Below are 12,954 nucleotides of genomic sequence, written 5' to 3' on the forward strand. Positions count from 1 at the left end.
AAGGCCGCTTAGCGGCCTTTTTAGTCGGCGTGTCTTTGATCAAGACTTACTATAAAGCACGAGCGAACCGTGGTTTAAACTCGTAAGCAGCAGTGAGCCGTCATTCAATACGTCAATACGACGTACCTTTTCAGCACCGAGGCGATAGAAAGTACGCACCAGTGTTAAATCCTCTTCAGAGAATTCGGTGGTATCGCCTGTTGTGACATCTTTAATGTTTCCCAGCTTTAGCTTCAAATAACCGCCGCTGATTTCCCATTCTCCTGACTCGGAAACCGACATCACCACTTGAGTATTCTGCTTTTCATTTTTTAACACAATTTGAGTGTCGCGCGAATAGGTATTGTTCGGCAAAAATACCATATTACTTTGTTGTTCCGTTGCCGTCAGGCCAGTCACTTCGCGGTACTGAGACTCTTCGATATGGTTAATCGTCCGAGACTTCCACTCTTTAGAAAGCAGCAAGTTTGAGGTGCGCATGTCTTCGCCGAGAAATACCCATAAGCTGGAAACGAAAGAGACTAACAAGAGCACAAATGGGCCAAACCGCTTGATCTGATCTCGGCGTCTTGGTGCGTGGTGACTTATCGACATAGTGCAGCACTCCCCTCTTGGCTGGTCAGCAGAACGTAAGTGATATTGTCATCTGCATCTTTTGCACTGTGGATATAGTTCAGCGAAATCTGATTATCCTGTCCACCCGTGACGATGACTTCTTCCAGGTCCCGTTCCTGACGGTAAAAGCCGATGTATTTTTCCACACATCGTTGAACCATGGGTTGCCACTGCGTAATACGGGCATTGGTGACTGGGATGTAAACGGGTACGTTCTCCACCTTCAGGATTTCACGGAATGCTTCTGATTTAGGGGTAGAGGCCACATAGAAAGCTAAAGGCACCAAAAGTGCTAGGACAAAAGCTACCCATGAACCCAAAGGCACTTTGAGCGCGACTGGTGTTGGAGGGGCGACCACGAGTTCTGGCTGTGGCACCGAAGCTGTTGTTTCTGCCAAGGCTTCAGGCTCTTCGCTTTTGACTTCGCTCGCACTGATTTCCGCTTCTGTTGATTCTTCCTCAACGATTGGAGTGGGAGGTTTCGGCAAATCAACTTCCTGATCGTTGTAGAGCTCAACGGAACAAACAACTTGATATCCGCGCTTTGGAACCGTTTTCACAAACATTGGGCTTTTTGTGGAATCTTTCAGGCCTTTTCTCAGGGTGGAAATGGACTGTGTCAGGCTGGAATCATCCACTTCGAAACCTTGCTTGCGCCAAACAAAGTCGTGAATTCGGTTTCGGGTGACAATGGCGTGGGGTTCTTCGATGAGAACCATCAATACTCGGCACTCGTTACTGCCCAGTCGGATCAAGTCATCATTTTCATAAAGATCGATCAAAGAACTGTCGCTGGGAGAAAAAACAAAACGCTCTCCCAGAAGGTAACGGTTCGATTTATTTAACATTCGATTTACTTACCTGCGCGAATCTTGAAAAGTTTGGCGGGTTAACCTCGAACTTAGAGGTGAATAGCGCCTAAATTGGCTAAAAATAAAGACGATTATACCTGAAGTGCGAAAAATAGCTCAAGAAATCAAAAATTCCTTATCTGCCCTTGAATTGGAAAATCGTGACCATATTTACAGGAAGTGATTAAACCAAAAATACATTTAGTTTGGGGTTAAAATGAGCGATCAAGCGACTCTACAAAGCAAGGAAACACGTGGTTTCCAATCTGAAGTGAAGCAACTGCTGCACTTGATGATCCACTCACTCTATTCCAACAAAGAGATCTTCCTACGTGAACTGATCTCTAACGCTTCGGATGCTTCGGACAAACTGCGCTTCAAGGCGCTCTCTGATTCCGCACTTTATGAAAATGATGGTGATCTTCGTGTCCGTCTGAGTGTGGACAAAGAAGCCGGCACATTGACCGTTGATGACAACGGTATTGGTATGAGCCGTGATGAGGTTATTGATAATCTGGGTACCATTGCAAAATCCGGTACAGCAGACTTCTTCAAACAACTTTCAGATGACCAATCGAAAGACAGCCAATTAATTGGGCAGTTCGGTGTAGGCTTCTACTCCGCATTTATCGTCGCAGACAAAGTCACTGTTGCAACCCGCGCTGCGGGCACTGATGCCTCTGAAGGTGTTCAGTGGGAATCCGCCGGTGAAGGTGAATACACCATTGAAGGCATTGAAAAAGAAACGCGTGGCACCACGATTACCCTTCACCTGCGTGAAGAAGATAAAGAGTTTCTAGACGAGTGGCGTTTACGTGACGTAATTGGTAAATACTCCGACCATATTGGCATCCCAGTTGAAATGTGGGAGCAGGAACGTGACGAAGAAGGCAACGAAACTGGCGAGGGTAAATGGGAAAAGGTCAATAAAGCTCAGGCGCTATGGACCCGTTCAAAGTCAGATATTTCTGATGAGGAATACAACGAGTTCTATAAACATCTGTCCCATGACTTTGCTGATCCTCTCCAGTGGAGCCACAATCGCGTAGAAGGTAAAAACGACTACACCAGCCTGTTGTACATTCCTTCAAAAGCGCCTTGGGATATGTTCAACCGCGACCACAAACATGGCTTAAAGCTATATGTACAACGCGTATTCATCATGGACGATGCGTCGCAGTTTATGCCTAGTTACCTGCGTTTTGTCCGTGGTTTGATTGACTCTAACGATCTGCCATTGAACGTTTCCCGCGAAATCCTGCAAGATAACAAGGTCACGCAATCTCTTCGCAGTGCTTGTACCAAGCGTGTTCTGACCATGCTTGAACGCCTTGCAAATAATGATGCAGAAAAATACCAAGGCTTCTGGAAAGAATTTGGTTTGGTGTTGAAAGAAGGGCCAGCAGAAGACTTCTCAAACAGAGAGAAAGTCGCGGGTCTGCTGCGCTTTGCGTCAACAGAAACAGACAACAGCGAGCAAACCGTTTCTCTGGCTGACTATGTGTCACGAATGAAAGAAGAGCAGGACAAGATTTACTATCTGACAGCAGATTCTTACCAAGCGGCGAAGAACAGCCCTCACCTAGAGCAGTTTAAAGCGAAGGGTATTGAAGTGGTCCTGATGTACGATCGCATCGATGAATGGCTGATGAGCTATCTACCTGAGTTTGATGGCAAGCAGTTCCAGGCGATCACCAAAGCAGATTTGGATCTCAGCAAGTTTGAAGATGACGCTGAGAAAGAGAAACGTGAAGAAACTGAGAAAGAGTTTGCGTCTGTAGTAGACCGCACCAAAGCGTATCTCGGTGACCGTGTGAAAGATGTTCGCCCGACCTTTAAACTGTCAGGTACGCCAGCAGTGGTAGTAACCGACCAGTTTGAAATGGGAACACAAATGGCGAAGCTATTGGCCGCAGCTGGTCAGGAAGCGCCAGAAGTGAAGTACATCTTTGAAATGAACCCAGAGCACACTCTTGTGAAGCAAATGGCTGACGAAGCGGACGAAGAAGTGTTCGGCCGTTGGGTTGAAATGTTGTTGGGACAGGCAATGCTTGCAGAGCGCGGCTCGATGGATGATCCGTCACAATTCTTGAGTGCGGTAAACCAACTTCTGACTAAAGGCTAATTGCATAACGATTCAAGATCGTTATTAATAAGACGAGCCCAGCGGGATTGCTGGGCTTAGTCATACCTAAACGATTTTGTGATTTGTCACGTTTTCTTTTGCGTAAGGTCAGCGGACATTAGGGGCTGTTGAACGAAGTAACCAAGAGACCAAAGCGTAGAACGACGCCAATGTGTTGAAAACCTTGGTAGCGAGGTTGTTTAGGTATCAATATCCGTGTATGTTTCGTGTTTTTGCGAAACTCCAAAGTCAATAAAGGGGATAACTATGCGCATCATTCTTCTGGGCGCACCAGGTGCAGGTAAAGGGACTCAAGCGCAGTTCATCATGGATAAATATGGTATTCCACAAATTTCCACTGGTGACATGTTGCGTGCAGCAATCAAAGCCGGCACCGAGCTGGGCAAACAGGCGAAAGCAGTTATCGACGCAGGCCAACTGGTATCTGACGATATCATTCTGGGTCTGGTTAAAGAGCGCATTGCACAAGAAGACTGTGTGAAAGGCTTCCTTCTGGATGGTTTCCCACGCACTATTCCACAGGCTGACGGCCTGAAAGAAATCGGCGTAGACGTTGACTATGTGCTGGAGTTTGATGTGCCAGACAGCGTTATCGTTGAGCGTATGAGTGGTCGTCGTGCACACCTGGCATCTGGCCGAACTTACCACGTTGTTTACAACCCACCTAAAGTGGAAGGTAAAGATGATGTGACGGGCGAAGATCTGGTTGTCCGTGATGACGACAAAGAAGAAACTGTGCGCGCACGACTGGGTGTATACCACGACCAAACCGCGCCATTGATCGCTTACTACTCGAAAGAAGCAGAAGCAGGTAGCACCAAGTATCTGAAATTTGACGGCACTCAGCAAGTGGCTGAAGTGAGTGCAGAAATCGCCAAAGCACTGGGTTAATTACCTAAGTTTTGACCAAAAGGGCAATCAAATCGATTGCCCTTTTTTGATCTTTTCTATCCTGGGGAAAGTAGTGGTATTCTCGGGTTAAACAAACTGTGTTGTAGGACGAAATGGAAAATAAAAACAACAAAATAGGTGTGCTACTCGCTAACCTTGGTACTCCGGAAGCTCCAAACGCCCAAGCAGTAAAAGCATTCCTTAGCGAATTCCTTCATGATCACCGTGTTGTCGATATGACGCGTTGGCTTTGGTGTCCGCTATTGCACTGGATCATTCTCCCCGTTCGTTCACCCAAAGTCGCGAAGCTTTACCAAACAGTCTGGATGGAGGAAGGTTCGCCGCTGATGGTTTATTCCAAACGCCAAAAAAAGGCGCTAGAGCGGGAAACGGGGTTACCTGTTGAATTGGGTATGACTTATGGCAATCCAAGCATTCTGATGGGTGTAGAAGCATTGAAAGCCAAGGGCTGCGAAAAAATCCTCGTGCTACCGCTTTATCCGCAATACTCGCGTACCACGACCGCAGCCGTTTTCGACAAGCTGGCAAAATCGTTAAAGCAAATGCCAGAGCTACCTGAGTTTCGCTTTGTGAATCACTACTACAGTGAAGACAGCTATATCGAAGCACTGGCTCAATCGGTAGAAGAACACTGGGTTGAGCATGGCAAACCGGACATGCTTCTGTGTTCTTACCACGGTATCCCTAAGCGCTATGCAGATAATGGTGACCCTTATCGGGCACACTGTTTAGCAACGACCGAGAAACTGGTAGCGAGACTCGCCTGTGATGTCCCCCTAAAAACAACGTTCCAGTCTCGCTTTGGACGTGAAGAGTGGCTCCAGCCTTATACGGATAAAACCTTAGAAAAACTGCCAAGTGAAGGAGTGAAACATCTGGATGTGATTACGCCAGCATTCTCGGCAGATTGTCTTGAGACACTCGAAGAGATTTCAGAGCAGTGCCATGAGAGCTTTATGGAAGCGGGTGGCGAGGCGTTTAGATATATTCCGTGCCTCAATGATTCGCCGGCGCACATCAATATGATGAAGTTACTGGTGGAGCGAAATACAAAGAGCTGGTAACGCGTTCTTTTCATTTTCGTTTTATGCCTGGGCTGATTTTTTTCCCGGGCATAGTTTTGTTCGAAAGATTCCCCGTCGAAATTTGTGTGATAGAATTCGCACTTTCGCCACAACAACGACGCATTGAATCATGAAATTCCCGGGCCAACGCAAGTCTAAGCATTACTTTCCTGTCCATGCACGCGATCCACTTTTGGTGCAAGCGAGCGAGCAACGCAAGCTGAAACGTCCACATGTTATTGGTATCGACCAGACATTGGTGGATATTGAAGCGAAAGTAGCCGACGATTTCGTTGCGAAATACGAGTTGAGTAAAGGGCATTCTTTGGTGATTGATGACAAGCGAGCAGAAGCGCTGTATCAAGAACTCAAAGATAACAACATGGTTAGTCACGAGTTTGCAGGCGGTACTATTGGTAATACGTTGCACAACTACTCAACGCTTGCCGACGACAAATCTATTCTGCTTGGTGTCATGAGCCAAGACATCACCATCGGTAGCTACGCATATCGCTACCTCTGCAACACCTCAAGCCGTATGGACCTTAACTACTTACAGGCAGTTCAAGGCCCAATTGGTCGTTGTTACACGCTGATCAGTGAAGAAGGTGAACGTACCTTTGCGATTAGTGAAGGCTTGATGAACCAGCTCCACGCAGATTCTATCCCAGAGCACATCTTCCAAAATGCGTCAGCACTGGTACTTACAGCCTACTTGGTTCGCTGTAAAGAAGGCGATCCAATGCCAGAAGCAACCATGAAAGCGATCGAGTTTGCGAAGAAGCACGATGTACCAGTGGTGATGACCATGGGTACCAAGTACGTGATTCAGAACAATCCGCAATGGTGGCGTGACTTTCTGTCAGAGCATGTTTCTGTTGTTGCAATGAACGAAGAGGAAGCGGAAGCACTGACTGGCGAATCTGATCCTTTGTTGGCGGCTGACAAAGCCCTTGAATGGGTAGATATGGTACTGTGTACAGCGGGCCCGGTGGGACTTTACATGGCTGGCTATACGGAAGAAGAAGCCAAGCGTGAGACCAGCTTACCGTTGCTACCTGGCTCAATTGCCGAATTCAACCGTTACGAATTCAGCCGCCCAATGAAAAAGTTAGACTGTGAAAATCCATTCAAGGTTTACTCACATATTGCGCCTTACATGGGGGGCCCAGAACGCATCAAAAACACCAATGGTGCGGGTGATGGTGCGCTGTCAGCGGTGCTTCACGATATGTCAGCAAACCGCTATCACCGTGATAACGTGCCAAACTCCAGCAAGCACGCCCATTCATTCCTGACCTACAGCTCGTTCTCTCAGGTATGTAAATATGCGAACCGCGTAAGCTATGAAGTGCTGGCGCAGCATTCGCCACGATTGTCTCGTGGCCTGCCAGAGAAAGAGGATTCCTTAGAAGAAGCGTACTGGGAACGTTAATCGCTTAGCCCTGTTTAAGCACTAACTAAGTTCTCCCTACCAATTAAAAAATCCGCCACTTGGGCGGATTTTTTAATTGGTAGGGAGAACGACTCGAATGAACTGGAGTCGTTGGGCTTAAGACAGCTTCTTAGTCCATGTGTTCGTCGCGCGGACGAGTGTGTGGTAAAGGGTATCAAAAGACGCTTTGGGCTCAAGGATAGGATCTTCAATATCACCAAGGCCAATCCACTGGCCAATAAGCATGGTTTTACCTCTCGAACCTGGAGAGAGCAGCGCGACTTCCTCGATATGCTCATGGGACATCACCAAAATTAAATCAAACCCATCGCAAAGCTCCGGCGTAAGCTGACACGCATTGTGGTTAGAAATATCAAGGCCATTTTCGTGACATACTTGCTGGCTATATGGATGAGCCACTGCGTCAATAAGATTGCTCTTGGTAACGGCAGTCCCGGCTGATTCAATGACTAATTTTGGCAAGAGCTTTTTTAGCAAAGCCTCTGCAATTGGTGATCGGCAGATATTCCCGGTACACACCACGAGAATGCGTTTAAACATGTTCTGCTTCCTTTAAGCGTTCAGCGTGATTCGTATTTGGAGGTATAGTGACCAATTGCCCCATAGCAGGTAAAACCGCGCAGGCATTGGCAATGAAGAGTATCAGGATAAATGTCAGCGCGTTAGCCATTGGCTGAAGGTTAAAATCTACACTGATATGAATGAGCATACCAATGATGGACATGATACAACCCAGCGCTATTCCTTTCATTGTTCGGCTATGCCTCTTCCGAATCGTATGGAAGGCGCGAGCAAAGGCCAAAAGTACCACGAGGCCTAAAAGCAATGTCGCTGGGATTCCGGCTTCGACCATAAACTGGATATAGTCATTATGTGCGTGGTCATAGAACCCAATATCGGCTTTGGAGTACATAGGGAAGATCGTGTAAAAGCTCGCCATACCAGTGCCGGTGAAAGGGAAGTCCCTGATAATATCCAGTGACCAAACCACCACCTGATCGCGGGACTCCGCAACAAGTGACGTTTCAACCAAACGCTGTTTGACCTTTTCCAGCCCAAACAAGGCACCCACCACGATAGTATCGACAGCAATAACACTGCCTACCAAGACGGTTAACGCGCGCGGCTTATTTTTATAAAACACCAATGCTAGCAAACCACCGATAGCCGTCGCGGCAAAAAAAGCAGTATTTCCCATTCTCGAACGTGTCATTACCAACGCAATCACCATGATCACAAGGCAGAGACGTATATACATTTTACGGCTGAGAATACCTTCCATCAGTCTTTTAACAAACATATGGCGCGATTCGGAAGGGGAGGTATGAAGCTGAGAGACGATAAGGCCAATACCCATACAAAGCGTCATCATCAAATAATTTGCTAAATGATTCTTATAGACAAAAGAGCCAGTGGCAATCCCTTTTTCACTATAACCAAACACCAGGCTCTCTTTGATATCTAGCAAAACGACCATTGCTGCATAGAAGGCCTGTAAGGTGCCGCTAACCACAATTACCAATACAACTTGCTTAAGTCGCTTACTGGAGTTCACGAGATATATGGCGTTGAAAACCAGCATTGTGTAGGCAATCCCTTTGAAAAGAGACGCCAATGTCATTCGAGAATCAAGGGAAATAAAACCTTCGGGTGCTCCGACGAGTTGGTAAATCTCGGCACTTTTTCCAGAAAATAAGGCCAGTACTTCCCAAGGAAGAGGAAGAGTTTGAAACAATACCCATAGCTGGAACAGTGCCAACCCGGAAAGTAGCCATTTGTACTGCTTTAACGGCTCGAAAGGTAAATTCCCCCGATAGGCGATGATCAGCAGTATTAATTGAAATGCTATCCAGAATTCCGCAATTGACCATGCCCAATCTCGATTGCTCCCAAGGGGGATAGGTAACCAAATGATGAGCGCGAGTAGGGAATAGAACGAGAATTTTTCAATAGACGCCATGTGAATCACTCAATATGTGAGTACAACAAAAAGCCCAACGAACGCTGGGCTTTGGTGGGGTGAATCTTTTATAAAAATGTTCAGTTTGGAGAGATGACGTCTTCACCACCCCCACCTTGGCCGCCTACTGCCGGCGCTGATGGTGGAGCAGGGCCAGCTGCTGCGGTCTGGATACCTGCCGCAGTCGCTTCTGCGATTTCTGTTGGGTCAAGTCCAGCCAACAGTGCCGCAGTCGTAATGTTTTCGTTGGCAATACCTGCATCTCGGGCAAATTGCGCAATTTCAATCGCTTTGTCGGGCGCAGCGGTCATTGCTGCCTGAATCGCGAATTGAGGGTCGACGCCTTCCATCTCCAACAATAAAGCGAGGATTTCAACTGCGAACTCGGCGTTTTCAAACAAAACGTTCTGGTATGTTTCCTCGCTTGGAACATCACCGAGTTGTGAAATGATGGATTGACGCTGTTCGTCACTTTCGAAAGCAAAGGCCATTGATGATAAAGCCAAGCTTGTTACACCGAAAATGGTGGTGGTAATCTTCATGTTTTTTCCTTGAAAGTGTTTTCAAGAGTCTGATTAAAAAGACTATATCAAAGTTAAAATGATTAAAGATAACTTCAAAGCAATTAGAAAAGCTCAATCAGTGAATGGCTTTTGCTTTTGACTGAAGTGTCGCAATTACACTGCAAAAATATGTACCATGCAGTACGCCAAAAACATTGACGATCATATCCAGCCAGGAAAACTGTCTTGATGGGATCTGGGACTGCAGTGATTCGTCTAGTACGACCAAGATCAGGACAAAGAGAGTTGTAACGGGAAGCCCTAAAATAATTCCCTTCGATGAGGCTAGGCGGCAGAGTATGCCCAGCGCGACAGAGCCAAACATATGCAGATAAATGGCACCACCGATCATGAGTTCCGTTGCTTTTATATGGATCCCCCAAATACCGGCAGATTTCAGTACTGAAGCACCACCCAAGAAAGACAACATTGCGACGAGGATAAAAAACGGTGCTTTATGAACGCTATACACAGGCTTTGACCCTAATAGTGTTGAAAGCAAGCAGGTTACACATTCTTTGTTTCGCGGAGGAGTAAGAAATCATAGTTTCCAGCGCTTCTCTGTGACGCCATATACGGGCCAAAGAAACAAGATGTTTAGATGCCAAAACTTGTTCATCCAAATCTGCTTTTTCCCACTTTGTAAAAGTATCCTCAATCATGAGTAATCGACTCGATGGGGCATATGGGCCGAAAAGTGAAGCTAAATGAATGTATCTATCACGCTCACGCTTTGATTCTGAGAGCTTTGCCAACTCAACGTAAGTGTTCGACCAAGTCGGCCGAATATGGGTACTGGTTTGCATAAGCGATTGTGAATCAAGGTAGGTCTCATCCTTTTTTTCAAGGTATGACATCCACTGGTCGAAGAGCACAATGCTGTTTAACTGGTGAGCGGTCGCCGATGAAGCTAATGCCGCTTCCATTAGCTGCTCGTCGTTTTTATGTAATGGCTGGTTGGGATGTTGTGAAAAAGAATCGAGCCTAGTCGTTATTGCGTTTGCAGTTAGTGCATCTTTAAGAGAAAGTGGAGCTAAGACGGCCAATAACAACGCGAAAAAAAGAGCAGTTACAGAAACAAAATAAAGTTTCATATGCAGCTTAGCATCCCAATAAGTTTCAAATTTAATTTCCTTTTGTCAAACCAAAGCTGGACTTGGAGCGTTATTCGCTTCCAAGTCCATATTGCTTTTACCTTAATGTACTAGAACGATAGGTGTTGTTGAGAAGCCAGCTAGGCATTTCATACTGTGGAATTTTACCATCTTGTGTAATGTTGGTTTGATGGTAAGAGTGCTGGTTCCAAATGCGAGTAGCGTTTTTCCAATCACCGTCTTCCGATTCAAAGGCTCGCACGCCGGAATGTGTGTTGTATCTTGGGTCGAAATTGTTTGAAACAACAATGAGCTCTGCATTGTTGTCGCCCTCAAGATCGACGACAATTGGGTATTCGTAAAGCGTCGCACTGGAGTTCTCGATAACCAAGCGCTCCTGGCCAGTTTTACCATCTAAAACCGCTATCTGGAATTGGTCCTGAACGACAACTTCATCACGACCGTCTGCGTCAAAGTCGTAAGCTGATACTCCTACTTTATAGCTGGAAATATCATCGATGGTGTAAGACCAAACGAGATTCCCGTTTGTGTCATACATGGAAACCTTATCCATGGAAGCTGAAACGATGCCTAATTCATTGTTACCAAGGAAGCTCGAGATAGCTTGAACGCCGCCTCCCTGCTTGGACTGATCTTCCACTTGCCACTTCAACTCTCCGTCGTGTTCATAGACGGCCAACAGTTGATATGAACTCGAGTCTTTTCCTGGGATAGATGTAACAAACTCGGGCTCTGGATCTGAGTCTAGGTTTGCAACGGCAGAAAACCAAAAAAAGTCATGCTTTGAAGTGTCTGACCATATAATGTCGCCAAATTGATTGTAGAGTGATGCGTTAGCAAATACTTCCATGCTGCCATCGAGATCTACATCAACCGCAATTGGGTCTGGCCCCCATGTCGCAAATCGATAGAGATAGCCGTTGTTATAGGAATAGACGCCATCTGCGAGAAGTATTTCAGGGTTAGAATCCGAGTTTATATCGGCGATTGCGATGTTTCTGTATCCTGCGTATTTAATGGAATCTTGAATTGAACCAACGTTGTCTACGACGTAAACGGAACGGGCTTCTCTGTGGCCTACAATAATTTCTACAATGCCATCGTTATCCATATCCGCGATAGCAGGAGAGAACCGTGGATCTGCCCAAACTGGACCATCGTTGTAAATCCACAAATCAGAGCCGTCTTTTCCACTGACAGCCCTTAGGACACCAGCACTCGAATACTTGCTGCCTTGAAAGCTCACAAAAACAACGTCTGCGACATCTCTGTTATCTATCACGCCGTCACCGTTGTCATCATTAAGTTGGCCGGTAACTGGCGTCATCATCACCTGATCGTACTCAGGCATGAATGCGCTACTCTCCCAGTGCCATTTTAAATCAGCCTCAAGCGGAGAAGTCAGAATTTGTCCGTCGAAAGGTTGATAGCCCAAAAACATAGAGCCTTCAAAGCTGTCGGCAATGATGCCAACGTTGGAGGTACCTGATGGCGCGGAAACATCAGCATGAGGCGCGAGGACCAACCCTTCTATTGATACACCGGATAATTTCAGTGACGTCGCTTCAAAAAGGTTAAAGATTGTTTTGGAGCGGTGTGGCAGGAAGTCTTGTAGGCTTTTATTGCTTAGTGGGCTAAATCCAGATTTATCGCCACTAATATTCACTATCACCGTCGCATTCTCTGGTATACAGCTAAGAGCGATCGTATGTGATTTTTCGAGTTTATAACCATCGAGATTAAAAACTTGCATGTCGCTGGTGCAATCACCTTTCAGATAAAGGCCTCCCCAAAGTGCTTCGACTGTTCCAACATTCTCCAATTTACTAAGTGTGGTGGAGTAATTGATTATATCTTCTTCTAGATTATCAAAATCAATAGGTAGGTCTGCGGATCCTGTGATAGTGCTTGTTTCAGCCATACCTAGGAAAACGGTATGATTAACGTCCTCAATGTCGCCATTGACTATAACGTTACCTCTATAGACACGACCGCTGTTGTAAGTAAGGTCACCACCTACAGTCAAAGAATATTCGCTATTTGGGAAGTCCGAAAAGTCGTTAAATATACTGTAGCCGCTTAAATCAGCATCTTCGCCGATCGCTAGTGGGCCATTACTTCCAGAATGCGGCGATGTAAAATCACCGAATACTAACGCACTGTAACTGGTATTTAGTGCGAAGGTTTGAGTGCTAAAAAGCATGAACATGGTGCAAAATATATTTCGCATAATGTTACCTTTGTTTAATCGTATGAATTTTCCCATCGATAA

Annotated in this window: 12 protein-coding genes; 4 read left to right on the forward strand and 8 right to left on the reverse strand. The window is 46.1% G+C overall.

Translation table 11 applies throughout. From position 1 onward, the window contains the following. Nucleotides 1-39 precede the first annotated feature (39 nt). Together VP504_RS16305 and VP504_RS16310 are read right to left on the reverse strand one after the other, a co-directional pair. Nucleotides 40-594 (reverse strand): regulatory protein ToxS, encoded by a 555-nt coding sequence (locus VP504_RS16305; RefSeq protein WP_325892078.1) that lies wholly within the window; start codon nucleotides 592-594, stop codon nucleotides 40-42. Beyond that, nucleotides 585-1,463, reverse strand: a complete 879-nt coding sequence (locus VP504_RS16310) for a transcriptional regulator (protein WP_325892079.1) — start codon at nucleotides 1,461-1,463, stop codon at nucleotides 585-587. Before VP504_RS16310 ends, VP504_RS16305 begins: the two co-directional genes overlap by 10 nt. A gap of 220 nt (nucleotides 1,464-1,683) precedes the next feature. Here VP504_RS16310 and htpG point away from each other — a divergent pair, with 220 nt between their 5' ends. From htpG to VP504_RS16330, 4 genes are all read left to right on the forward strand, one after another. Next, the gene (gene htpG, locus VP504_RS16315; RefSeq protein ID WP_325892081.1) at nucleotides 1,684-3,591 is read left to right on the forward strand and encodes a molecular chaperone HtpG; all 1,908 of its coding nucleotides are present in this window, start codon (nucleotides 1,684-1,686) and stop codon (nucleotides 3,589-3,591) included. Between the two features lie 267 nt (nucleotides 3,592-3,858). Further along, nucleotides 3,859-4,503 carry an adenylate kinase gene (adk, locus tag VP504_RS16320; RefSeq protein ID WP_325892082.1) on the forward strand — a complete coding sequence of 215 codons (645 nt, stop codon included), beginning with the start codon at nucleotides 3,859-3,861 and terminating at the stop codon, nucleotides 4,501-4,503. Nucleotides 4,504-4,616: 113 nt separating this feature from the next. Then, complete coding sequence (hemH, locus tag VP504_RS16325) at nucleotides 4,617-5,588, forward strand: ferrochelatase (protein ID WP_325892083.1); 972 nt, start codon at nucleotides 4,617-4,619, stop codon at nucleotides 5,586-5,588. A gap of 130 nt (nucleotides 5,589-5,718) precedes the next feature. Then, entirely contained in the window at nucleotides 5,719-7,023 is a 1,305-nt protein-coding gene (locus VP504_RS16330) for an inosine/guanosine kinase (RefSeq protein ID WP_325892085.1), read from the forward strand. Nucleotides 7,024-7,140: 117 nt separating this feature from the next. Here the strand turns inward: VP504_RS16330 and VP504_RS16335 are convergent, their stop codons facing one another. The 6 genes from VP504_RS16335 to VP504_RS16360 form a co-directional block, all read right to left on the reverse strand. Then, a complete protein-coding gene (locus tag VP504_RS16335; protein ID WP_325892086.1) occupies nucleotides 7,141-7,584 on the reverse strand; it encodes a low molecular weight protein-tyrosine-phosphatase in 444 nt (147 codons plus the stop codon). Next, the gene (locus VP504_RS16340; protein WP_325892087.1) at nucleotides 7,577-9,004 is read right to left on the reverse strand and encodes an O-antigen ligase family protein; all 1,428 of its coding nucleotides are present in this window, start codon (nucleotides 9,002-9,004) and stop codon (nucleotides 7,577-7,579) included. Before VP504_RS16340 ends, VP504_RS16335 begins: the two co-directional genes overlap by 8 nt. 80 nt (nucleotides 9,005-9,084) lie before the next feature. Continuing rightward, nucleotides 9,085-9,546: a hypothetical protein gene (locus VP504_RS16345; RefSeq protein WP_325892088.1), complete on the reverse strand. Its 462-nt coding sequence runs from the start codon at nucleotides 9,544-9,546 to the stop codon at nucleotides 9,085-9,087. 97 nt (nucleotides 9,547-9,643) lie between these two features. Further along, nucleotides 9,644-10,039, reverse strand: a complete 396-nt coding sequence (locus VP504_RS16350; protein ID WP_325892089.1) for a hypothetical protein — start codon at nucleotides 10,037-10,039, stop codon at nucleotides 9,644-9,646. Beyond that, complete coding sequence (locus VP504_RS16355; RefSeq protein WP_325892090.1) at nucleotides 10,032-10,661, reverse strand: hypothetical protein; 630 nt, start codon at nucleotides 10,659-10,661, stop codon at nucleotides 10,032-10,034. The genes VP504_RS16350 and VP504_RS16355 overlap by 8 nt, the downstream gene beginning before the upstream one ends. A 97-nt stretch (nucleotides 10,662-10,758) precedes the next feature. Next, nucleotides 10,759-12,912 carry a choice-of-anchor A family protein gene (locus VP504_RS16360; protein ID WP_325892091.1) on the reverse strand — a complete coding sequence of 718 codons (2,154 nt, stop codon included), beginning with the start codon at nucleotides 12,910-12,912 and terminating at the stop codon, nucleotides 10,759-10,761. Nucleotides 12,913-12,954: the final 42 nt, after the last annotated feature.

It is taken from the genome of Grimontia sp. NTOU-MAR1, assembly GCF_035758505.1.
Taxonomy (GTDB): Bacteria; Pseudomonadota; Gammaproteobacteria; order Enterobacterales; family Vibrionaceae; genus Enterovibrio; species Enterovibrio marinus.